Source organism: Sphaerisporangium krabiense, from assembly GCF_014200435.1.
GTDB classification, from domain to species: Bacteria; Actinomycetota; Actinomycetes; order Streptosporangiales; family Streptosporangiaceae; genus Sphaerisporangium; species Sphaerisporangium krabiense.
In genome coordinates, this window is sequence record NZ_JACHBR010000001.1 from 5,174,259 (window position 1) to 5,196,770 (window position 22,512).

Sequence of the window (22,512 nt, forward strand, 5' to 3'; positions counted from 1 at the left end):
GCTGCACTCCTGTGTACGGCGCGAGCGCGCGGTTAGGGGCCGGCCTGCTGAGCGCGGCCCCGCCGTACGAATCTACCCACGCCAAGGGCGATGACGAACCCGGACAAGGCGAGCAGAACGATCGCCGCGCCCGGCGCCACCCCCGCGTAGAAGGCGGAGGTGAGCCCGCCCACCGTCGCGATGACGCCGAGGCCCATGGCCAGCAGCATGGTGGTCACGAAGCCCCGGGTGATCTGCTGGCTGGTCGCCACCGGCACGACCATCAGCGCGCTCACCAGCAGCAGCCCCACCACCCGCATCGCGATCACGACGGTGAGCGCGGCGGTGACCGCGACCAGCAGGCTGAGGAAGCGCACCGGCAGGCCGTTGACCCGGGCGACGTCCTCGTCCTGGCACAGCACGAACAGCTCGCGGCCGAAGACCGCGACCACGCCGAGCACGAAGGCGGCCAGCACCGCGATCACCCACACGTCCTGCCCGCTCACGCTGGAGATCGAGCCGAACAGATAGGACGTCAGCGTCGCGTTGCTGCCGCCGGGGGCGAGCCCGATGAGCAGTACGCCGCCCGCGATGCCGCCGTAGAAGAGCAGCGCCAGCGCCACGTCGCCGGTGGTGCGGCCGCGCGCCCGCACCAGCTCGATCGCGACCGCCCCCAGCACGGCCACCACGACGGCGGTGAGCACGGGGGCGGTGCCGGTCAGGAAGCCGAGCGCCACGCCGGTGAGCGCGACGTGGCCGATGCCGTCGCCGAGCAGGGCGAGGCGGCGCTGGACGATGAAGGTGCCGACCGCCGGGGCCGACAGGCCGACCAGCAGCGCGGCGGCCAGCGCCCGCCACATGAAGTCGTACCGCAGCATCTCGATCATCGCGCGGCCCCCGGTCCCGGCAGGTCGGCGGGATGGTGGACGGCCGGGTGGACGGGTTCGCCGTGCGGGGGAGCGCCGTCGTGGACGACGAGGCCGTCGCGCAGGACCACCGACCGGGTGATCAGCGGTGCCAACGGCCCCAGCTCGTGCGCGACCAGCAGGACGGTCTTGCCCCGCTCCACCAGCGCGGCCAGCGTGGCGGCCAGGTGCCGCTGGTTCTCCGCGTCCACGCCCGCCGTCGGCTCGTCCATGACGTAGGTGTCCGGGTCGCCGGCGAGCGCGCGGGCGATCAGGACCCGCTGCTGCTGGCCGCCCGACAGCCACCCCACCGGCTCGCCCGCGCGGGAGGTCAGGCCCACCGCGTCCAGCGCGCGGGCGACGGCGGCGCGGTCCTCGGCGCCGGCGCGGCGCAGGCGCCGCTGCCGGGCGACGCGGCCGGAGGCCACGATCTCGCGCACGGTCGCGGGCACGCCCCCGCCCACCGACAGCCGCTGGGGGACGTACCCGACGCGCCACCAGTCACGGAACCGGGCCGGCGGGACGCCGTACAACTCGGTGGAGCCGCCCGACAGGGGCGTCAGGCCGAGCAGGGCGCGGATCAGCGTGGACTTGCCCGAGCCGTTGGCCCCGAGCACGGCCACCACCTCGCCGGGGGTGACGCGCAGGTCGATGCCCCGCAGCACCGGGCGCCCGTCCAGCGCGACGCGGCCGTCGGCCATGGCGAACGCCGGCGGGGTGTCCGCCGTCACCGGCGGCGGGGCGACGCCGGTCGCCTGTGCGGATCGGGTCATGGGCATCCCAGTGCGGTGCGGAGCGCGGACAGGTTGGCGCGCGCGGCGGACAGGTAGTCGCCTTGGGCGGGACGGCTCTCGATCGGGTTGAGCACGGCCGTCTTGGCGCCGATCTCGCCGGCGAGGACCTCGGCGACCTTGGGGCTGACGAGTTCCTCGGTGAAGATCGTGGTCACGCCCTCCTCGCGGGCGGTGGCGGCCACGCGGGCGATGCGGGCCGGGTCCGGCTCGGCCTCGGGGTCCAGGCCGCTGATGCCGACCTGCCGCAGGTTGTAACGTTCCGCCAGATAGCCGAACGCCGTGTGGCTGGTGACCATGGTGCGGGTGGTGCACCCGGCGAGGGTCCGGCGGAACTCGGCGTCCAGCGCGGTCAGCTCGCCCGCCGCGGTGCGGGCCCGCGAGGCGTAGCCGTCGGCGTGGGGGCGGTCGATCGCGGCGAGCCGCTCGCCGAGCTTGGTCACGACGGTGGCCAGCCGGGACGGGTCCAGCCACAGGTGGGGGTCGTAGGAGACGCCGTCGCCCGCGGAGCGCTGCTCGGTGGTGGCCGGCACCGTGGTCACCACCGAGGCGGCGTCGAAGGCCTTGCCGGCGGCGTGCTCCATGACGGCCTCGTCGAGAGCCGGCTGCACGCCCTTGATGTAGACGATCAGGTCGGCCCGCTCGATGTCGGCGATCTGGCGCGGCGTCAGCTCCAGATCGTGCGGCTCGACGCCGGGCTGGGTGAGGCCGGTCACCGCGGCGTCCTGGCCGCCGGCCTTCACGGAGATCCACTCCAGCGGGTAGAAGGCGGCCAGCACGGCCGGCCTGCCCTCGGCCTGGTCCGCGGAGGCTGTCACGCCCCCCGAGCAGGCGGCCGTGGTGAGCAGCGCGGCGGCGCCGAGCACGGCGGCGGCGCGCCGTCGCGGCCACGACAGCCGTCCGGCTCGGCGGGTTTTGGGCGAAAAGGGCAGCACGAAGTCGAGTATGCTGCAGAATGAAAACGGTTGTCAAAATCACCCGCCGACGACCGGAATACCCGGAGACCGGACGGGCGCGCTCAGAAGATCAGGCCGAAGCGCTCCGCCGCCAGCAGGACGAGGAAGACCCCGAGCGCCACCCGCAGGATCCTCGCCCCCGCGCCGAGCGACGGCCACGACATGTAGGCCAGCCAGGTCACGAAGGCGAGCACCGGCAGCGCGGCCAGCCCGCCCCGCCAGTCGGGCACGGCGAGCGCCACCAGCAGCAGCACCACCAGCAGCACCGGGGCGATCCAGCGCGGCAGGCCGTACAGGTAGACCAGCGGGGCCGCGCTCCCGCGCTCGACCGCGCGGCGCAGGCCCGTGGCGCCGGGCGTCATGAAGTGCTCGCCGCGCGGCAGCGGGCGGCCCGCGGGACGCGCCTTCCCGCCGGGCGGCCTGCGCGCCAGAGGATGCGCCGGAACCGAGCGCTTGTGCGAGGAGTTCGGCGCGGACGAGGAGGCGGAGTCGTGCTTGTCGGCCACGGTTCGAGCCTATCGGCGCGGACCCGCGCGGCGGCACCCCGCGGGTGCTGGCATGCTGAACGGCATGTTCGCGGTCATCCGGTACTCCGTTCCCGAGGCGCGCGCCGAAGAGTTCACGCGGTCCGCCCGATCCGTCCTCGCCGTGCTGGCCGCCCAGTCCGGGTTCCGCTCCGGGAGGATCGGCAGATCGGTGGACGAGCCGAACCTGTGGGCGGTGGTCAGCGAGTGGGACGGGGCCGGCTTCTACCGGCGCGCCCTGTCGGCGGCGCGCATGGACATGTATCCGACCATGGACATGGTCGTCAACGAGCCCAGCGCCTACGAGATCATGGAGGAGATCGCCTGACCGGCGATTGTGGGCGGGTCGCGTCGCGCGTTCCCCTAAGCTTGGTGTGATCGAGCAGGTGACGCGCCCTGTGATCGCACGACCCAACCCCGACCGCCAGCCGGATGGAGATTCTCGATGGCCCGCCGTACCGACATCATGGACACGATCGTCAGCCTCGCCAAACGGCGGGGGCTCGTGTACCCGTCGAGCGAGATCTACGGAGGTCTGCGCGCGTCCTGGGACTACGGCCCGCTCGGCGTCGAGCTCAAGAACAACGTCAAGCGCGAGTGGTGGAAGTCCATGGTGCAGGGCCGCGAGGACGTCGTCGGCCTGGACTCCTCGGTCATCCTGGCCCGCGAGGTCTGGGAGGCCAGCGGCCACGTCAAGGAGTTCGTGGACCCGCTGACCGAGTGCCAGTCCTGCCACAAGCGCTTCCGCGCCGACCACCTCGAAGAGGCCTACGCCGAGAAGCACGGCGGCCGTGCCCCCGAGAACGGCCTGGCCGACCTGGTCTGCCCCAACTGCGGCACCAAGGGCGCCTTCACCGCCCCCCGCATGTTCAACGGCCTGCTGAAGACCTACCTCGGCGCGGTCGAGGACGAGTCCGGCCTGGCCTACCTGCGCCCGGAGACCGCGCAGGGCATCTTCATCAACTACCTCAACGTCCAGCAGTCCTCCCGCAAGAAGATCCCGTTCGGTATCGGCCAGATCGGCAAGTCGTTCCGCAACGAGATCACCCCGGGCAACTTCATCTTCCGCACCCGCGAGTTCGAGCAGATGGAGATGGAGTTCTTCGTCAAGCCGGGCAGCGACGAGGAGTGGCACCAGTACTGGATCGACGAGCGCTTCCGCTGGTACACCGATCTCGGCATCACCCCCGAGAACCTGCGGCTGTACGAGCACCCGAAGGACAAGCTGTCGCACTACTCCAAGCGCACCGTCGACATCGAGTACCGCTTCAACTTCACCGGCTCGGAGTGGGGTGAGCTGGAGGGCGTCGCCAACCGCACCGACTTCGACCTCAGCACCCACGCCGCCGCCTCCGGCACCGACCTGTCGTTCTTCGAGCAGGACTCCGGCGAGCGCTACGTGCCGTACGTCATCGAGCCGGCCGCCGGCGTGGACCGCTGCGCGCTCACCTTCCTGATCGACGCCTACACGGTGGACGAGGCCCCGAACGCCAAGGGCGTCATGGAGCAGCGCACGGTCATGCGCCTCGACCACCGGCTCGCGCCGGTCAAGGCGGCCGTCCTGCCGCTGTCGCGCAACGCCGACCTGTCGCCCAAGGCGCGCGACCTGGCCACCCTGCTGCGCCGCCGCTGGAACGTCGAGTTCGACGACGCCGGGGCGATCGGCCGCCGCTACCGCCGCCAGGACGAGATCGGCACGCCGTTCTGCGTCACGGTCGACTTCGACACCCTGGACGACAACGCCGTGACGATCCGCGAGCGCGACTCGATGGCGCAGAAGCGCATCGCCCTGGACCAGGTCGACTCCTACCTGCGCCAGCACCTCAACGACTGACGCCGATCCGGGCGCGGTTCAGCCACCGGGTCAGGTGCTCCTCGGCGAGGCGCCCGGCCCGGCCGACCGCCGCGCGGGGGACGTCCTCGGCCCGCAGCTCGGCGAGCGATGCCACCATGCCGGTGACGAACCGCTCGCCGTGCCCGGTGAGCAGGCCGCCGCCGAGCAGCACGTGCGCGACGTCCCAGGTCGCCTCCCGCCACCGGGCGAACTCGGTCTGCGCCTCCAGGCGGGCCGCCGGGTCGCTGTCGGCGTCCCACTGCCGGCGCAGGAACCGCGCGATGCCGAGGTGGGCGTAGGCCCCCTGCAGCAGGCCCTCGGCGGGCCGGGGGTCCTCGCGCCAGGGGGCGTAGAACCTCTCGCCGCCGGGCCCGGCGATCAGCGGGAACATCGTGCCGAGCGCGGCCAGCTTGGCGTGCTGCACCTCGTGCGCCAAGCCCCGGGCCAGGTCCAGCGGGCGGGGCGGGCGGGACATGGCGACGCAGCCGAACGCCTCCGCCGACGTCGCGCTGGCGACGCCGTCCGGCGGGGCCTGGAGCGGGACGAGCACCCGCAGCCCCGCCGCCACCTCCCCGGCCACCCCGCGATGCGCCCGCCCGAGCAGGGCCCAGCCCCGGCCGATCACCGCCTGCCACGCGGCGACCTCGCCGGGGGACAGGCGCGGGCCCACCCGCGGGTGCGGCGGGAAGCGCAGCGGGTCGGTGTCGTCCAGCAGGAACGTGACCGCGGCCTCGGCGGTACCGGCGCTCAGGCGGCGCAGGCCGAGCCAGGCGCCGGCCTCGGTGTGCGGGTCGCGGGGCACGGTGACCGCCCGCCCGGCCGCGGTGACCACGGCGCCGCCCCGCCCGTCGGGCCGCACGACCGCCCACGCCTCCGGCGCGCCGGGCAGCAGGGCGACGCCCAGCGAGGGCAGCGTGACCCGGCCCCGCGTGACGGGCACTCCCACCCGCAGCGGCACCCGGCCCCGGACGGCGGCGACGGCGGCCACGGCGGCGAGCTGGGCCGGATCGGCCCGGGGGTCGCCGAGCATGAGCCCGCGCAGGACGCGCAGCGCCCAGAACCCGACGGCCGGGTAGGTCACCGCGTCGCGGACGGCGGCCGGGACCGTCCGCTGGAGCCGGGCCAGCAGCGCGTAGGCGTCGGCGGCCCGGCGCGCCCCGGGGTGGCCGGCCGCCGCGGCCGTGTCGACGACGGCGCGCAGCAGGACCAGGCGCTTGCTGTGCTCGGCCGCCGCCAGGGCGCGCACCGCCGCGGGGCCGCCGCCCCCGGCGGCGAGACGGTCGAACAGTCCGGCCGGCAGCGAATGCCGACGCGGGCTCACGAGGCCACGGGGCGGAGCGAGCGGCGCAGCCGGGCCACGTCGGCGGCGAGCCGCCGGCGGATGTGGGCGATCAGCTTGTACAGGTCGGGGCAGTAGACGCTGGGGTTGGCGAACCCCGATCCGGCGCGGTAGCGGTCGGCGTAGTGGCCGCCGCCGCACACCCGGCGCAGCTCGCACGACCGGCAGGCGGGCGCGAGCGCGTCCGGGCCGATCTGGCGGGCGACGATGGGCGCGAGCAGCAGGGCGTCGTCGAAGGACGCGCTCGCCACGTTCAGCCCGGTGCCGGGGGCGCCGGGGTAGGCGGTCTTCAGCACGTCGGACTGCTCGATGGCGCCGTCGGTCTCGACGATCACGCAGCTCATCGGCTCCAGGCCGAGGCTCTCCGCCGGCGCGGCGCCGCCGAGCAGGAGGTGCATGATCTCCTCGAAGCGGCGGACGCCGGTGGGCCGGGTCTCGGCGGCGTACCAGCGGTCGAAGACGGCGATCAGCCAGTCGGCGTACGGCGTCCGCGCGTCGCCGGGGGAGCGGCCGGGCGGCGGGGACGACCAGTTGCCGTGGGGGAGCAGGAAGTCGATCGCGGGCGGGTCGAAGCGCAGCAACCCCTCGTAGACGCGGATCGGGTCGTTGCGCGGGTCCACGGTGCACAGCAGGCCGCCGTACAGGTGCCGGTAGGGGCTCTGGCGGAGGAGGTCGAGCGCGGCCGCGACCCGGGCGTGGCTGCCCCGTCCGTCGGCGCGGCGCCGGTGGCGGTCGTGGGCCTGCGCGTCGCCGTCGAGGCTGACGCCGACCGTGACGCCGAGCTCGGCGAACAGGCGCAGGAAGCCCTCGTCGAGCAGCATGCCGTTGGTCTGCACGGCGAACCGCGCCCGCCTGCGCGGCCCGAGGGCCTCGCGCACGGCGCGGACGGCGCAGGCGATGAGGTCCGGGCCCGCGAGCAGGGGCTCGCCGCCGTGCAGGACGATGCCGACCTCGGCCAGGTCGTGCGCCTCGGCGTGCTCGGCGACGCGGGCGGCGGCGTGGGCGACGGTGGACCTCGGCATCGCGCGGGGCCGGTGGCGCCAGCTCTGGTCGGCGGCTCGGTACATGTAGCAGTACCCGCAGGCGAGATCGCATCGGCTGTGCAGCTTGAGGATGAAACTCGTGAACGGCCGGGGGGTCCAGCCTTTCGCGATCCGCGCGCCGACGTCCAAGGTATAGGGCCATTCGGAAGCCCTGATATGGTCTGGCTTTATCGCGTCGCCCGGGTCGCCGGCCCTTCCTTCCGCACCTGGCTTGACAGTCACATATGCCCCATGGATATCAGCTCCGGCACTTCACAGTAGTTCACGGCGCCGATCCGCCGTCAAGTCCGATGATCGGACCGCTTCGGCCGGCGGGACCGTGGGAAGATTACCCGGCTATGATGGTGAAGCCCGTCGGGGCGTACGAGAACCGCGGTGGTCCCCCCTTATGAATCCACCTGGCAGTGATCCCGACCAGCGGCAGGAGTCCCGCATGCCCGGCCCATACCCGCAGGGGCGCCTCGAATGAGGCGGGAAAGCGACGGCGACGGGGACGCCTTCGACGGCGGCCTGGACTCCGACCTCGTCGACCTTTCCGGAGTCCCTCTCGACATTGTGGCGGAAATGTCCGAATCCGCCCTGATATTTGCCTTGCGAAGGATCCGCGCCGAGGCGATTCGGGGAGTGGCCGCGTTTTCCACTGATTACGAGAGAACCCACCCCGTCGATTACGAACGAGAGGGAGATCCGCCTCCCGCGCAGTGATGCCGGACGCGGCATCCCGCGGCGCCGGTCGCGCACGCCCGGTGCCTATACTTAATCCCCCATCTGGCGCTCGACAAAAGCTGCGGCCGTTTCCGCTTTTCCGGCGACGGCGGGCGGAAGTGGTGGGTCATGAACGAGGTCGCCGACACCCCCGGCGCCGGCCGCGTCATCCTGTTCTGCTCGACCAGCGACAACATCGGCCGCACCACGGCGATCGTCAACGTGGCGCTGATCCTCGCGGGAAACGGCCTGAACGTCCTCGTCGCCGACGCCCACGGCTCCCGCATCCGCGCCGACCACTACCTGCGCCCCTACCTCACCCCGCCCGCCGACCCGCCGGGGGCCCCGTGGAGCGTCTCCATCGACGACGACGGGGTGAGCCTCTCCGGCCGCATGAGCCTGCTCCAGCTCGACCTCTCCGCCGGCGGGCAGGACCAGGTCCGCGCGATCCGCGAGGCCGCCGCCGCGTTCGACTACGTGCTCATCGACGCTCCCAGCGAGGGGTACGGCCCGGCCCCCGAGACGTTCTCCGGGCTCGCCGACGTCGTCGTCGCCTGCTTCCCGCTGAACATCCGCAGCATCGAGAGCTGCGCCGACGTCGCCCGCCGCGTGCAGCTCGGCGCGGGGCGCCCGGTCGCGGTGCTGGCGCTCGGCATCAAGGCAGAGACCAGCGTCGCCGCCCCCCTGGAACAGGCCAGGAACGTGGTCACGCGCCGTTTCGCCGAGCTGGGCGCCGGCCGCGAGCCGACCTACGTCGAGATCCCCTACGCGCCGGTGTACTCCTTCTCCGACACGCTCGCGACGCTCAACGAGCCGCCCGGCAAGGCCGACGGCCTGCGCGTCGCCTACGAACGGCTGGCCGAGGAGCTGACCGGCGGCCTGGCGGGCGCGCTGCGCCGCGTGACGCTGGTGTACTCGCCCCGCGACCGTGCCTGGGCCGAATGGGCGCAGGCCCAGCTCGAACGCCTCGGGGTCCGTGTCCGCGTCCTTGCCTCAGGCGCGATCGACGGGCAGGCCCTCGTCGGGGACGCCCTGATCCTCGTGATCTCGCCCGCCGGCCTGCCGCCCGAGCAGGTCGCGTGGCTGCGCCGTGTGCCCGAGTCCGGCATCCGCCTGGTGCTCGTCGACGGCCGGCGCATCCCGGAGGGGCTGACCCACCTGCCGCGGCTCGAACTGCCCGCGCGAAGCGAGGCCGAGGCCCTGCGCACGCTGCGGCGCGAGCTGCGCGTCGCCGGCCCGCGCGCCGACGCCGCCGGCGGGGCCAGGTTCCCGGGCACGCCGGCGACCGCCGGCCTCCCGCCGCGCGACCCGGGCTTCGTCGGCCGCGACCGCGAGATCGACGCCCTGCGGGACGCCCTCGCCGCGGCGCGTGAGGACCAGCGCGTGTGCACGCTGCACGGCCCCCCGGGCATCGGGAAGAGCGAGGTCGCCCTGGAGTACGGCCACCGCTTCGCCGGGGCCTACGACCTGGTGTGGTGGATCCCCGGCGAGGGCGCCGCCGACGTCCGCCAGGGCCTGGCCGACCTCGCCGTCGCCCTCGGCATCCCCACGGGCGCCGACGCGGCCGAGGCCGTGCTGCGCCACCTCGGCTCCGAGGAGTCGGGAAGCTGGCTCCTGCTCTACGACGGCGTCACCGGCGAGGACGACCTCGCGCCCCACATCCCCCTCACCCGCGACCGCTGCGACGTCGTCGTCACCACGCGCGCCGCCCCGCTCGACTCCCGCAGGCCGGGGCTCCCGATCGGGCCGCTCGCCGGCGCCGAGGCCCTGGCCCTCCTCGCCCGGCACGTGCCCGACCTCACCGAAGAGCAGGCCGAGCCCGTCGTGGCGCGCGTCGGCGGCGTCCCCCTGGTCCTGGACGTGGCGGGGGCCTGGATCTCCGCCGCGCGCTCGCGCGTGCGCGAGGACAGCGTCCGCTTCCGCGACGCGCTCAGCCACGCGGTGGCGCGCTTCGCCGACGAGTACGACCGCGTCCTCGGGGAGTGCCAGGCCCGCGGCCAGACCACCCCTGCCTCCCGCGTCATGCTCGACCTCGCCCTGGAGACCCTGCCCGGCGACATCGGCGGGCGGGCGCTGCGCCGCGACAACCTCGGCGGCGACGCCGCCCTGCGCCTGCTCGGGGTGTGCGCCTGCCTGTCGCCGCGCGGCGTCGCCCTGCGGGTGCTCCGCTCGGCCCCGATGCTCGGGCTGCTCACCGACGCCGACAAGCTGAACGATCCCCTCATGGTCGACGTCATGCTGCGCAGCCTCGGCCGGTACGGCCTGGTCGAGGTCGACCTCGGCCGGCCCGACCAGCCGGTCCGCGCGCACGGCCTGGTGCGCGCCCTGGTCCGCGAGAGGATGGGCGAGGACGGGGTGCGCGGCCTGCTGCGCGACCTGCGCGGCGCCCTGGCCGCCCTCTCCCCGTCCGATGACGCCGACGAGTCGGGACCGGCGCTCCACGCCGAGCTGGACCGCCACTTCGAGGCCGTCCGGGCGTGGGACGACGCGCGGCCCGAGGTGCGGCGGTGGGTCCTGCGCCAGCTCTCGTTCGTCCTGCGCGCCGACGACAAGCTCGCCGTCGACCGGGTGAAGGACATCGGCTCGCGGGTGCTCGCCGCCTGGGACGACGAGTCCCTGCCCCGGCTGCGGCTGCTCGACCTGCTGGCCGAGGTCTCGCGGAGCCGGGGCGACCACCACGACCACCTGCGGTACAGCTTCCAGGCGCTGCGGTCCCAGCGGGTGGTGCTCGGCATCAACCACCCGCGCACGCTGCTCACCGCGGGCGCCCACGCGACGGCGCTGCGCGCCATGGGCGAGTTCGAGGAGGCCCGCGACATGGAGCGCGACGTCCTGCGCGAACTGCGCGAGCTGCTCGGCGCCCACCACCCGCTGACCGGCAACGCCATGCACAACCTGGCGATCTCCGAGGCCCTGGTCGGCGACGCGCGGCGCGCGCTGGAGCTGGCGCAGCAGCGCTACGAGCTGCGCGTGCGCATGGCCGGCGAGGGCGACCCCGCGGCCGTGCGCACCGCGATCACGATGGCGCGCTACCACCGCGACCTCGGCCGGCTGGACGACTCGTTCACGCTGCTCAAACGGGTGCTGCCGCACCGGGGCACGCTCGGCCGCGCCGGCCGCCGCGGCCCCAGCCTGGAGGTGCTGCGGGCCGAGAGCGGCCTCGCCGTCACCGAGCGCAGGCTCGGCAGGCCGGAGAACGCCCGCGAGCGCGACGAGCGCATCCTGGCCGACCTGCGCGCCCATCAGGGCGACCGCGACCTGGTCACCCTCATCTGCCGGGCCAGCCTCGCGGCGGACCTGGACGCGCTGGGCAAGCACCAGGCGGCGGCCTACGAGGCCGAGGCGTGCCTGGCCGGGCTGCGCGACACGCTCGGCCCCGACCACCCGTACGCCGGGGTGTGCGAGGTCGGGCTGGCGGCGTACCTGCGCAACTCCGGCGACCTGGTGGGGGCCGCCGAGATCGGGGCCAAGGCCCTCGGGCGGCTGCGACGCTGGCTGGTCCCGCACCACCCCTGGATGATCGCCGCGAGCGTGGCCTACGCCAACACGCTGGTGCTGCGCGGGGACCACGCCCGCGCGGCGGGCCTGGAGCAGGCGGCGCTGGACGGCTTCCGCGACGCGGGCCTGCCCGGCCACCCGAACGCCCTGCTGGTGGAGAAGAACCTCTCCGACACCCGGAGCAGGCTGGCGGGCGCCGGGCTGACGGGCCGCGCCGTGCGCGCGGACATCGACCTTGAGATACCGGGACTGTGAGGCGACGGCGGGGAAGCCCGGTCCGCTGGACCGATGGGAAGGGGACGACGATGGCAGAGGCTCTCGGCGCGGAGACGCGCGCGGCACGCGACGCCGCCGTGACCGTGACCCGCGACCCGCACGTGGGGCAGGCGTACACGGACCTGATCGACCGGTGCAGGGACGCCGTGGCCGCGGGGCCGGGCCTGGATTATGTCGCGCATTACGGCAGCGGCGTCTTCGACTTCTCGGTGGACGCCTTCGAATCCGGCGAATACGCGGGGCGCTTTTCAGAACCCGTTCACCGGGTGCGGGACGATCATCGCAATGTCACCCGCCAGCTCATCAGCCGCGTGGAGGATTTCGGCGCCTTGCTGGAGGCGCTGGACTCCGGCGCGCTCGTGCGCACGGTGGTGCAGACCGAGGACGCCGCTTTCCACTGCGGGCGCGTCCGCGCGGGGGAGTACCTCGTCGGCGCCACGCTCGCCGCCGACCGCGCCCCCTCCATGGACTGGGCGGTCAACGCCCTGGTCACCGAGACCCGGGTGGTGGACCTGCGCCTCGGCGGCCAGAACCCCGGCGGCGTTCCGGTGTCCGAGCTGCCCGGACTCGACGCGCCGAGCGTCCCCTACACCCGCGGCGAGCCCGGCATGGCGGAGGTGCCCCAGGCCACGCTGTTCGACCTGTGGGCGCACGCCGTCAACGCCGGCGACCTCAACTACGCGGCCCTCCACCGCGGCTGGTGGCCGGTCCACACCGGCGACGTGCTCGACGACCTCGCGCTCGCCCCCCTGTTCAGGAACGTCGGCGTGCGCCGGCGCAGGGAGCTCTACCAGGAGGTCGCCGGACGGCTGCGCACCGACGTCGCGCGTCTGCGGCAGACCCTGCGCCGCGCAGGGGACTCGCCGATCACCCGGCTCGTGCTGGACGTCGAGGAGGGCGCGATCTACGTGCACTGGCTCGGCGCCGGCCTCGGGGACTTTCTGTTCGGCGTCACTCTGCTGCAGGACAAGGTGGACCAGGCCGAGCTGCGGCTGCGCCGGCTCGCCGAGGCGCTGGGCGCGGTCGCCGGATAATGGTCCGCCGGGAAAAATCATTGATAAAGCCAATATATCCGCCCATGAGATGGACGCCGGAAAAGGCGGTTAATGTCCCGGCCATAATCGTATTCGATCATTGATTCGCCCGCGCGAGACGGTGACCGCGGCCGGAGAACGCACTAAAATAAGCCGTGACTAATTAATACGGGGCTGCGGTGTCGATGTGGAGGACCGTGGTGAAGGTGCTCACCGCTTTCGTCGAGCGATCCTCCGGACGGCTCGTGGCCGTGCTCCTCGTGACCGCGCTCGGGCTCGCCGCCGCCGGTCTCACCGGCCCCGGCGGGCACGGCCTGGCCGTCACCTCGCCGTGGTACCTGTGGGGCGTCAACGCGCTGCTGGCCGTGGGCCTGTACGGCAGCGCCTCGGGCATCACCCGCGACGCCGTCGAGGACGTCCGCATCGTCGTCGCCGCGGTCACCGTCGGCGTGGCGCTCAAGGCGGCGCTGATCGCCGCGGTCATGTACCTGGCCTCCGGCAGCACCACGGCCATGATCCTCGGCGTCGCCGTGGCCCAGATCGACCCGCTGTCGGTGACCGCGATGATCGGCCGCTCGAAGATGTCCGGCCGCGCCCGTTCGCTCCTGCTCGCCTGGGCCTCCTTCGACGACCCCGTCACGGCCCTGCTCACCGTCTACCTCGTCACGACCACCCTGAGCCCGGCCGCGGGCGGCTCCATGGGCGGGCTGGCGTCGTACGGCGCGGGCCTCGCGGCCAACGCCGCGTTCGCCGCGGCGGCCGGGGCCGCCTGGTGGCTCGCCGCGCGCCGCCCGGCGCGCCGGCCGCTGAAGGAGCACCCCGCCTTCCCCGTGGTCGCCACGGTCCTGCTCGCCGGACTGCTCGCCCTCGCCGCCTGGCAGTTCCTGATGCTCGGCGTCGCCCTCGTGGGCCTCTTCTACCGCCCCCGCGGCGTCGAGGCGCTCGTCGGCCGCGTCACCTCCGTCGCGTTCTACCTCGCCGCGTTCGTGCTCGGCATGCTGCTCATCGGCGGCGTGGACGTCGGGCTCGGGCTGGTGCTCGGGCTCGCCGCCTTCGGGGCGCAGGTGGTCGCCGGGCTGCTCATCGGCCGCCGGTTCGACACGGCCGACCGGGTCCGCCTGGCCCTCGGCCAGCAGAACGGCATCACCGCGATCATCCTGGCCCTGGCCCTGCAACCGCACGTGCCCGCGGCCGTGCGGGTGATCGCCCCGGCCATCCTGACCGTCAACGTCCTGCACATCGTGGCCAACGCCGTGTGGGACAGGATCCCCGTCCCTGTCCCCGTCCCGGTTCGCGGCGGCGCCCATGCGCCGCGGCCCGCGCCCGTTCCCGCGCCGTTCCCGACGTTCCGCCCCCTGGCCGTCCGCCACGTCCTCGCCATGGGCTCGCACACGCGCAAGCGGTGACGCCGGCCCCGGAGGCCGTCCCACGCCCCCAGGCCGGTCGCGGCCCTACGCCCGCACGCTGGCCATCGCCGCGGCCAGCACCCGCTCGCCGAGCCGGGACAGCGCGTCCTCCGCCTCCGCCCTGCGGAAGGTGCGCGAGGCGTGCTCGATCGGCTCGGGCCCCTCGGTGAACGGCCCGAAGGCCGCCATGCTCTCCAGCCGGAACACCGGCAGCATCTCCGCGGTGATCTCGTAACTGCGGCAGATGGTGCGCAGCCGGCGCTCCTGGGCCGTCGTCGGCACCGCCTCCCCGGGCAGCGACCGCGTGGCGTACGCCTGCTCCAGCCACGTGGCCACGCTGTCGCGGAACGCCTCCAGCAGCTTCTCCAGCAGCACCGCCACCCCGACGGCCTGGAACTCGTCCATGGTGAACCCGAGCCGCCGCGGCCGGAGGTCGCCCGCCGCGGTCTCGTCCACGGTGAAGACGTCCCGGAACGTGGCAGGGACGCCGCTCATCAGCCCGATCGCGTCGAAGGCCCGGTCGAAGTGCCGTTCGACGTCCTCCGGCATGCGGTGCCGTGCGGCCCGGGGACGGTGGGCACGTGGCTCCGGGGGCTCCGGGTCCGCGGGCAGCGACCTGAGCAGCTCGCCGAGCCGCCGCGCGGAGGCCGCGTCGGCCTGCTCCACGCGGCCGTCGATCCGCTGCAGGTAGTCCAGGACGGTGGTCTGCTGGTAGGTGATGTCCTCCACGCGGCTGCGGATGACCTCCAGCACGCCGTCCCGGTCGGCGGCCTCCAGGCGGCGCGCCAGCTCCCGCACGGCCTCGCGCAGCGTGACCGTGAAGTCGCGGTCGCTGTAGACGACGGGCTGGGCGTCGGTGAGCTCGGCGATCCGCTGGCGCAGCGCGGGGGACAGGTAGCCGTTGACCACCACCAGCGGCTGGCAGGGGGCCGCGCCCGTGTCCTTGCGCGCCGCCCACACGATGCGCTCCAGCCGCTCCACCTGGATCGCCTGCATGACCGAGTCCGTGGTGAGCACGGCGATCGCGGCGCCCTGCCGTCCCACGGGTATCCAGAAGTCGACCTTCCCCGCCTCGCCCGCCGGGCGGGCGCTGAACCGGACGGGGCTCGGCTCGAAGCGCCGCGACTCCAGCTCCAGCACGCTGCGGATGGACGCGCGCACCTGTTCCAGCGTGGCGGTCTCGAAGGTGGCGCGGACCGCGTCGCGCACGATGACCTCGTCCACGACGGGCGGCCCGTCGCCGGGCGCGCGCCGGGCCGCCTGCGCCCAGGCGTGATGGCAGATCTTGAGCATCCGGCGCGGGACGCCCCCGGCCAGCGAGCGGATGTAGCGCAGCGAGCCGACGGTGAAGGGCGCCAGGTCGGCGGGGGCCTCCTCCGGCGCGCCGGGGTCCGGCGCAGGCGGGTCGGCGGCGACCGGCTCCGGGTCAGGGGCGTCGAGCGCGGGCCGCTCCGTGCCGCGGGCCCGCTCCAGGTACCGGCGGGTCAGCTCGACGGTCTCCTCGTCGGTCAGGGCCGTGGTGCGGATCGGCCGGATGCGTTCCTGCACGCCCTCGCCGAGCATGCCGAGCGCGTCGGGGACCACGCAGAAGACCAGCAGGCCGCCCACGCTGACGTACACGTTGACGAGCTTCTCGAAGGCCTGGACGAACGCGGTCCGCCGGTCGATGGGCCACTCCAGGACCTTCTCCAGCATGTCGACGACGAGGATGAACCGCCGTCCCGCCCGCCCGTACAGGAACGCGAACACGGCCAGCGCCTCGAAGACCGAGCTCACGTCGTCGATGGGGGAGTCGATGCCGCGTTCCCTGAGGATGTCGCTGGGCGGATGGCCCATGAACCACTCCCAGACGGCGTTCTGGAACCCCGGGATCTGGAGCAGCGCCAGCGCGGAGGCGAACTTGCCGTGCTCGGTGAGGCCCTGGAGCCGCCGTTCGAGGTCGGCCCGGATCGCGGCCTCCGACAGGTTGAGCGCGTCGATGACCGCCTGCGGGTCCAGGTCGCGGCCCTTGAGCCCGGCGGCGATCGAGTCCAGGGACCGGGACCCGGCGAGGCTCTCCGCGGTCACGTCGGAGTAGTAGTCCAGCAGCACCTCGTAGAAGACGCTCTTCTGGTCCTTGAGGTCGGTGACCAGCCGTTCGCGGTAGATCTGGCCGAAGTCCCAGACGGGCTCGTCGATCAGCCACAGCACGGGCGCGGCGGGCCCGGGCCCGGTCATCACGGTGTGGGCGAGGTCGCGCGCGATGTGGCTCTTGCCGGTGCCGAGGTCCCCCACCACGGCCAGGGCGCGGCCCACGGACGGCACGTTCAGCCTCTGGCGCCGCCACGCGTCGAGCTGGGCGCGCATGGCCGCGATGGCGCCGGTCTCCACCGTGATGGGCACCCGGCCGCCCTGGAGGCCGACGGGGAGCAGGTCGGAGCTGCCCGTCAGCCGGGCGATGGGGACGGAAGGGAACGGGTTGTCCCGGGGATCCACCCTGTCATCGTTGGGATTCACCCTGGCCATCCCCTCCGGGTCGGGGCTCGCCCCTGTGGCGGACCAACGTGCCGAGCAGCCGTTCCTGGTGGACGGTGAAGTCGTCCGGCAGGATCTCCTCCCGCGAGGCCCCGCGGGCGATCTCGCCGACCTCGAACAGCCAGTTCTGCAGCACGCGCACGGTCTTATATTCGATATCGGGCCTGGCCTCGGACAACGTCCGCGGCGCTATGATGACGTGCGACTTCGCGAGTCCCTTGCGGCTGGTCCGGGTCTTGACGAACTTGTCCAGGTCGATGTCCTTGAGTTCGCCCACGGAAACGTTCACCAGGACGTCCTTCTTACGATAATCGAACGGCCCCAGCTCGCCCGCGATATCGCGTTCGGTCGTCTCTCCGAAGAACACCAGGCGCGGGTCGGTGAAGTTGACGTAGGACCTCAAGAACTCGAGGTGCGCGAGCCTCGGGCCGAGCTTGATGGACGGAAGGATCACCAGCAGGAAGAATTTCCGGTCCTGCAGGAACTCCTCGCTGAGCTTCTCGTACAGGATCTCCGGCGAGTCACGCTCGTTGGCGGCCAGCGCCCTGAGCTTCTCGGACGGGCCGAACCGCCGGATCAGGGCGTCCACCACCCGCTCGAAGATCCTCCGGTTGATGACGGCGATCGGGCAGATCTGCCCGTTGACGTAGGCGACCTTGGACGCCTTGTCGCTGAGGTCGGCGATGCAGACGCGGTCCTCGTGGGAGCGGAGCGCCCAGTCGCCGGGCTCGCCGGTGGGCGTGTCGTCGGGGGTGCGGCCGAGGGCCTGGACGATCCTGCTCTGCAGGTCGTCCACGCAGCGGTGGATGAGCGTGGTCTTGCCGCTGCCCTCGATGCCGTTGACCACCACCAGGCGCCCGTCCTCCAGCAGGTCGCGCACGCCGCCGAGCCGGCGGCGGAAGCTCTGGAACGCCTCCTCGGTGTCGTCCACCTCGACGCGCAGCAGATGGTGGCCGCGGATGCGCCACGGGCACAGCGGGACGTCGGTGACGTTCTCCAGCTCCAGGCCGTCGCCGAGGAGCTGTTCGCGCAGTTCCGGTATGCCGAAGCTGTTCTCGATCACGCGGCGCCTCCTCCCGTGCCCGGGGCCGTCGCGGGGCCGCCCGCCGCGCCGCCTCCCGGAGGCGCCGGATCCGCGGCCCGGATGAGCGGGAACGCGCGCGTACGAATGAGCACCTCCGTGGCGTGGACGATTCCGGCCAGGCGGGCGAGCTCGCCGGCGCCGAGCGTCCTGCGCCGCTCGTGGCCGGGCTCGCCGTCGTGGATGACGTTCAGGTCGTAGGGCACCGGCAGCGCGGCGGTGACGCGGGCGGCCGCCGTCCGGCGCGCGCCGCCGCCGCCGAGGCGCGCCACCGCGGCGAGCAGGTCGAGCGCCGCCTCCGACGCCTGGGCGCTCGGGGCGGTCTCGTCGTCCACCCAGGCGTCGACGTAGTCCCGGGCGGCGCGCTGGAACCGGGCCGCCGCGCCGCGCGCCTCGTCGCGGTCCTGCGCGCGGCGGGCCAGGGCGGCGTCGGCGCGCTGACCGGCGATGGTGAGCGCCGCGCCGAGGAGCAGCGGCAGGACGACGGCGGCCATGTCGGCGAGCGGGCTGGACCCGCCGGGGGCGGTGAGCTGCGGGACCGTGGCGACCAGGGCCGAGCACACCCGGTCGAACGCGGCGGAGTCGCCCTCGCGCCACAGCTCCGGCGTCGCGTAGACCTTGTCCCGCGTCTTCAGCGCCTCGGCGCCGGTGGCGGTGTCGCGGGCGCCGGCCTTGAGGACGACGGCGGCGTCGATGAGCTCGGCGCGGTGCGGCCGGCTCAGGCAGTAGACGGCCTTCATGTCGCCCGCGGGGTCGTCGTTCAAAGCCGGGGCGGCGGCTCCCAGGCACAGCAGGGCCCACAGCACGAGCGCCGCCAGGCCGCCGCGCCGCCTTCCCATGCCACCCCCCTGTTCCCTGACTGGAAAGCTAGCGAATAGGAGTGCCGGGGAATATCTTCTCGTGGGATCTCGTGAGATCCGGTACAACTCCGTAATATTGCGAGAAGCGACGGCGCGTATCTCGGTCGCGATATCGGTTATATCCGCCTAAGTGGCGCATTATCACCGGAAGTGTGTTTTTTCCGGTGTGCTGTTTCGGGGCACGAGGGGGTGTCCCCGCACCGCAACCGGGCCGTCATGGCCAGGCCATGGGCGTGTCACGGCGTGGACACCGGTGCGGTCGAAAATTGTCGGTCGGCTCGACCGGTACTCGGCGGGCTCATTCGAGGACAAGCCGGGAGATCACGTGAGTGGTGTCACCTTGGACGGATACGACTGGTTCTCGACCCACGAACTCGGCTTCTGCCTCACGTTCGTGCGCGGTCTCACTCCCGAGGAGGCCTTCCGGCGCATCGGCGTCGAGGTGCTGAGCGAGGACGAGGAGGAGGACGAGGACGTCCTCGGCGGCGTGCTCCGCGGCGAGACCGCCGACGGGGGCGCCCTGCTGGTCGAGGAGAACGGCTACGCGGGCACGATGGACGAGCTGCTGCGTCCCCTGTCGGCGGGCACCGCCGTGGCCAGCGTGTTCCGCAACGTCGACTTCGACCAGACCTTCCTCTACTACGAGGACGGCAGGGAGATCCTCGGCTTCGACCCCCAGTTCCCCGGCGACTCCCGCTCGGGCGCCGACCCCGACCGCCACCTCGCCGAGATGCGCGACCTCGGCCTGATCGCCGAGGACGGCGAGGACGGCCCGCGGGCCGGAGTGGAGGCCGCGCTCGCGCTGGCCGAGCGCCTCACCGGCGTGCGCGCCGCCTTCGACGACCCGGCCGAGGCCCCCGCCCACGCCGGGCTGAAGGGCGTCCTGCCCGACTACTGACCCCGATCACCGGGACGCCCTCAGCGTCGAGGGCAGCAGGTCCACGTCGCCGGCCATGACGTACGCCACCCGGTGACCGAACTGGATCTGGTAGTACAGCGTGCGGCCCCTGACGACCCGGTGGTCGGCGGGGTCGAAGGTCGTGGCGTAGTAGTACTCCCCGCGCGTGGACAGGCCCACGGCGTACCGCTGCCCCTCGGGGATCTCGTACTGGAGCGGGACGATGTCCTGGACGGGGACGCCCTTCGGATACGCCTCCGGCTCGGGGTAGGCCCTGCCGTACACCGGCACGCTCGCCAGGCCCCGCCGCGGCGTGACGACCGGCCCGCTCGCGTTCACCGCCGTCGGCGCCTCTGGCGGGTCGTGGAACCAGGCGATCCGGCCCAGGTACCAGATGGCCGTCCAGTCGCCCCGGCGGGCGGCGACGGCGAACCGCTGCCCGGTCGACGCCCGCGCCCCGTGGTCGTACACGTCGTAGGTGGACGGTCCTGGCCTGCGGCCGAGGTCCCGCACCAGCGGGGCGTCCTCGTCCGGCTCGGCGTGCAGCCGGACCGCCGACGAGCCGTGCGGGCGGCAGTCCACGCCGGCCGCCTCGCAGCCGGTGTAGCGCGGCCGGTGGGAGGCGTGGTCGGTGCTGATCGTCACCAGGCCCCCGCGCGGGCCCGCCGTGGCACGGATCGGGTGGCCGAGCAGCTCGAAGTAGTGGCCCCAGTCCCAGTACGGCCCCGGGTCCACGTGCATGCCCGCCACCGTCGCCGGCGTCGTGCCCGGCACGTTGTCGTGGCCGAGGATGTGCGCCCGGTCCAGCGGGATGCCGTACTTCTTGGCCAGGTGGCGCACGAGCCGGGCCGAGCTGCGGTACATCGCCTCGGTGTACCAGGCGCCGCGCGCGAGGTAGCCCTCGTGCTCGATGCCGATCGAGGTGGCGTTGACGTACCAGTTCCCGGCGTGCCAGGCGACGTCCCTGGCCCGGACGTGCTGGGCGATGTACCCGTCGGCGGAGCGGATGGTGAAGTGCCAGCTCACGTAGGCCGGGTCGGAGACCAGCCCGAGGGTCCTGTCGAAGGTCTCCTCGGTGTCGTGGACGACGATGTACCGGATCTTCTGGCTGCGCGGGCGGTCGGACAGGTCGTGGTTGCCGTACGCGCGGCCGTCGCCCGGCAGCCGCTGGTACGGCGCGGGCGTCCAGACGCACGCGAGCCGTCGCGGGCAGTCGACGTCCTTGGCCTCGCCGCGCCCCCCGGCCTCCCCGGATTCCTCCATGGGCGGAGCGATCTCCGGTGACGGGGGCAGCGAAACCTTCTGCCCGTCGTCGGTGACGCGGCTCGCCCCGTGCCTCATCACGGCGAACACCTCGCGGGCGAACCGGCGGGCCGTGCCGGGGTCGCGGGCGCCGGAGTAGCGCGCCACGGCGTCGTACCACCGCGCCGGGTCGGCGTCCGGCGGCGCGCCGAGGTCCCTCTGGTGGCGGGCGAGCAGGGCGGCGCCGCCGAGCACGTTGGCGGCCGGGTCCCGCGTCAGCAGGTCCGCGGGGACGCCGGTGAGGCGGGCGGCCTCCTCTGCGGTGGACGGCGCGGGACCGCCGAGCGTGAGGTGCATGGGCCCGTAGCCGCCCGTGACGCTGGGCAGGCCGTCGTTGGCGTCCCAGCGCGACTCCAGGTACGAGACGCCGAGCAGCACCCGCTCCGGCACGCCGTACCGCCCGGCCGCGGCGCGGAACTCCTCCTGCCGGGACGACGCGCCGGGCGGGGGCGTGGCGGCGGCGGTCGCCAGGGTGAACGGGGACCAGAGCAGGGACCAGAGCAGGGACACCGCCGCCGAGGCGGCCAACGCTTCGCGCACCCAGCACCCCGCTTCGCTCGACCGGCACGGTCTCCCGTGCGGCTCGCCCGCGCTCGGGGAGGCCGGGCCGGGAGCACGACGGCCACCCTACGAGATCACGAGCCGCCGGTCACCGTCCGTGACGCGGCGTGTCGGTGGGTGACGGGAGGCGCGGCTACCCGTGGTCCTTCTTCCTGCCCGCGCGGGGGTAGGGCCAGGGGTTGGGACGGCAGCCCTGCAGCGAGATGGTCTGCTGGGTCATCACGGGCGCGGGCCGGCCGCGCGACGGGCAGGGCTCGTGGCCGTGGCCGAGCGCGTGGCCCACCTCGTGGCTGATCACGTACTTGCGGTAGGCGCCGAGGTCGTCGCGGTACCCCTCGACGCCGAAGGCCCAGCGCTTGGCGTTGATGACCGAGCGCCGCCCGTTCCAGCACGAGACCTCGCCCAGCGTGCGCAGCGGCAGGCACTGCGCGTCCGTGGTGTCCGGGCTGGACAGGGCGACGCGGAAGCGCACCGGGCCGTGGTCCACCCGCTTGAACCGCATGCGGCCGCCGGCGCCCCAGCCGCGCCGGTCGTTGAGGGTGTGGTGCACCTCGGCCGCGAACTCCTCCGGGTCGAAGGGCAGCCCGCGCTCGACCTCCACCAGGTACCGCACGAGCGGGCCCTTGCGGCCCTTCGGCGGCGCGTCGCCGCCGCGCGCCACCGTGTACCGGCCCTGCGCCGCCTGCGGCACCCGCACCCGCGCGCGTTCGGTGCGGCCGGAGGGGGTGTCCTCGCGGGGGTCCCCCACCCGGGCCGGCGGCACGCCGTCGGCGGCCCCCGACGGCGCCGGGCTCGCGGCGCCCGAAGGGCTGGGGGCGGGGCTCGAGGGTCCCGGGCTCACCGGCGCGGCGGCCTGGGGCGTGCCCGGCGCGTGGGCGCCGGAGCCGGGCGCCCGCCCGTCGGCCGCCAGGGCGCCCGCGCCCGCGAGGAGGACCAGTCCGGCCGCGCAGGCGGCCAGGAGGGACTTCCGGCCCTGTCCTGCAGGCGCAAGCGGCATCGCACTTCT

General features: G+C 73.9%; 17 protein-coding genes. 6 read left to right on the forward strand and 11 right to left on the reverse strand.

From position 1 onward, the window contains the following. Nucleotides 1–32 precede the first annotated feature (32 nt). The 4 genes from BJ981_RS22765 to BJ981_RS22780 form a co-directional block, all read right to left on the reverse strand. A complete protein-coding gene (locus BJ981_RS22765; protein ID WP_184613543.1) occupies nt 33–866 on the reverse strand; it encodes a metal ABC transporter permease in 834 nt (277 codons plus the stop codon). Further along, nucleotides 863–1,657: a metal ABC transporter ATP-binding protein gene (locus tag BJ981_RS22770; RefSeq protein ID WP_184613545.1), complete on the reverse strand. Its 795-nt coding sequence runs from the start codon at nt 1,655–1,657 to the stop codon at nt 863–865. The genes BJ981_RS22765 and BJ981_RS22770 overlap by 4 nt, the downstream gene beginning before the upstream one ends. After that, on the reverse strand, nt 1,654–2,610 hold the full coding sequence (locus BJ981_RS22775) for a metal ABC transporter substrate-binding protein (protein ID WP_239139006.1): 957 nt from the start codon (nt 2,608–2,610) through the stop codon (nt 1,654–1,656). The genes BJ981_RS22770 and BJ981_RS22775 overlap by 4 nt, the downstream gene beginning before the upstream one ends. Nucleotides 2,611–2,693: 83 nt before the next feature. Continuing rightward, nucleotides 2,694–3,137: a DUF6703 family protein gene (locus BJ981_RS22780; RefSeq protein WP_239139005.1), complete on the reverse strand. Its 444-nt coding sequence runs from the start codon at nt 3,135–3,137 to the stop codon at nt 2,694–2,696. 52 nt (nt 3,138–3,189) lie between these two features. Between BJ981_RS22780 and BJ981_RS22785 the strand changes: the two genes are divergently transcribed. Then, the gene (locus BJ981_RS22785) at nt 3,190–3,483 is read left to right on the forward strand and encodes an antibiotic biosynthesis monooxygenase family protein (RefSeq protein WP_307837796.1); all 294 of its coding nucleotides are present in this window, start codon (nt 3,190–3,192) and stop codon (nt 3,481–3,483) included. 117 nt (nt 3,484–3,600) lie between these two features. Further along, nucleotides 3,601–4,989 carry a glycine--tRNA ligase gene (locus BJ981_RS22790; protein ID WP_184613547.1) on the forward strand — a complete coding sequence of 463 codons (1,389 nt, stop codon included), beginning with the start codon at nt 3,601–3,603 and terminating at the stop codon, nt 4,987–4,989. Here the strand turns inward: BJ981_RS22790 and BJ981_RS22795 are convergent. Together BJ981_RS22795 and BJ981_RS22800 are read right to left on the reverse strand one after the other, a co-directional pair. Then, entirely contained in the window at nt 4,979–6,310 is a 1,332-nt protein-coding gene (locus BJ981_RS22795) for an HEXXH motif domain-containing protein (protein WP_184613549.1), read from the reverse strand. The genes BJ981_RS22790 and BJ981_RS22795 overlap by 11 nt on opposite strands. Further along, complete coding sequence (locus BJ981_RS22800; RefSeq protein WP_204070004.1) at nt 6,307–7,500, reverse strand: FxsB family cyclophane-forming radical SAM/SPASM peptide maturase; 1,194 nt, start codon at nt 7,498–7,500, stop codon at nt 6,307–6,309. Before BJ981_RS22800 ends, BJ981_RS22795 begins: the two co-directional genes overlap by 4 nt. 705 nt (nt 7,501–8,205) lie before the next feature. Here BJ981_RS22800 and fxsT point away from each other — a divergent pair. The 3 genes from fxsT to BJ981_RS22815 all read left to right on the forward strand — a co-directional run bounded on the left by fxsT (nt 8,206) and on the right by BJ981_RS22815 (nt 14,290). Then, on the forward strand, nt 8,206–11,829 hold the full coding sequence (fxsT, locus tag BJ981_RS22805; protein WP_184613551.1) for an FxSxx-COOH system tetratricopeptide repeat protein: 3,624 nt from the start codon (nt 8,206–8,208) through the stop codon (nt 11,827–11,829). A gap of 50 nt (nt 11,830–11,879) precedes the next feature. Further along, nucleotides 11,880–12,884 carry a hypothetical protein gene (locus tag BJ981_RS22810; protein WP_184613553.1) on the forward strand — a complete coding sequence of 335 codons (1,005 nt, stop codon included), beginning with the start codon at nt 11,880–11,882 and terminating at the stop codon, nt 12,882–12,884. Nucleotides 12,885–13,081: 197 nt separating this feature from the next. Beyond that, entirely contained in the window at nt 13,082–14,290 is a 1,209-nt protein-coding gene (locus BJ981_RS22815; protein WP_184613555.1) for a hypothetical protein, read from the forward strand. Between the two features lie 45 nt (nt 14,291–14,335). Here BJ981_RS22815 and BJ981_RS22820 read toward each other — a convergent pair whose 3' ends face one another. Genes BJ981_RS22820 through BJ981_RS22830 form a run of 3 tightly spaced genes read right to left on the reverse strand, consistent with a single transcriptional unit; the run spans nt 14,336 to nt 18,724 of the window. Further along, on the reverse strand, nt 14,336–16,765 hold the full coding sequence (locus BJ981_RS22820; RefSeq protein WP_184613557.1) for a hypothetical protein: 2,430 nt from the start codon (nt 16,763–16,765) through the stop codon (nt 14,336–14,338). A 4-nt stretch (nt 16,766–16,769) separates the two neighbouring features. Beyond that, a complete protein-coding gene (locus BJ981_RS22825; RefSeq protein ID WP_184613559.1) occupies nt 16,770–17,867 on the reverse strand; it encodes a hypothetical protein in 1,098 nt (365 codons plus the stop codon). Beyond that, entirely contained in the window at nt 17,864–18,724 is an 861-nt protein-coding gene (locus tag BJ981_RS22830; protein ID WP_184613561.1) for a hypothetical protein, read from the reverse strand. Before BJ981_RS22830 ends, BJ981_RS22825 begins: the two co-directional genes overlap by 4 nt. 346 nt (nt 18,725–19,070) lie before the next feature. On the opposite strand from BJ981_RS22830, the gene BJ981_RS22835 reads away from it, so the two are divergent. Beyond that, nucleotides 19,071–19,643 carry a DUF6461 domain-containing protein gene (locus BJ981_RS22835; RefSeq protein WP_184613563.1) on the forward strand — a complete coding sequence of 191 codons (573 nt, stop codon included), beginning with the start codon at nt 19,071–19,073 and terminating at the stop codon, nt 19,641–19,643. A 6-nt stretch (nt 19,644–19,649) separates the two neighbouring features. On the opposite strand, the gene BJ981_RS22840 is transcribed toward BJ981_RS22835, so the two are convergent. Further along, a complete protein-coding gene (locus tag BJ981_RS22840; protein ID WP_184613565.1) occupies nt 19,650–21,485 on the reverse strand; it encodes an N-acetylmuramoyl-L-alanine amidase in 1,836 nt (611 codons plus the stop codon). Nucleotides 21,486–21,639: 154 nt separating this feature from the next. Then, nucleotides 21,640–22,503, reverse strand: a complete 864-nt coding sequence (locus BJ981_RS22845) for a DUF3152 domain-containing protein (RefSeq protein ID WP_184613567.1) — start codon at nt 22,501–22,503, stop codon at nt 21,640–21,642. Nucleotides 22,504–22,512 lie beyond the last annotated feature (9 nt).

What these genes read in the sequence shown, in the direction of transcription:
- BJ981_RS22810 (WP_184613553.1), top strand. Translation starts at nt 11,880, where the DNA reads ATGGCAGAGGCTCTCGGCGCGGAGACGCGCGCGGCACGCGACGCCGCC.
- BJ981_RS22845 (WP_184613567.1), bottom strand. Translation starts at nt 22,503, where the DNA reads ATGCCGCTTGCGCCTGCAGGACAGGGCCGGAAGTCCCTCCTGGCCGCC.
- fxsT (WP_184613551.1), top strand. Translation starts at nt 8,206, where the DNA reads ATGAACGAGGTCGCCGACACCCCCGGCGCCGGCCGCGTCATCCTGTTC.
- BJ981_RS22765 (WP_184613543.1), bottom strand. Translation starts at nt 866, where the DNA reads ATGATCGAGATGCTGCGGTACGACTTCATGTGGCGGGCGCTGGCCGCC.
- BJ981_RS22830 (WP_184613561.1), bottom strand. Translation starts at nt 18,724, where the DNA reads ATGGGAAGGCGGCGCGGCGGCCTGGCGGCGCTCGTGCTGTGGGCCCTG.
- BJ981_RS22790 (WP_184613547.1), top strand. Translation starts at nt 3,601, where the DNA reads ATGGCCCGCCGTACCGACATCATGGACACGATCGTCAGCCTCGCCAAA.
- BJ981_RS22770 (WP_184613545.1), bottom strand. Translation starts at nt 1,657, where the DNA reads ATGACCCGATCCGCACAGGCGACCGGCGTCGCCCCGCCGCCGGTGACG.
- BJ981_RS22785 (WP_307837796.1), top strand. Translation starts at nt 3,190, where the DNA reads ATGCTGAACGGCATGTTCGCGGTCATCCGGTACTCCGTTCCCGAGGCG.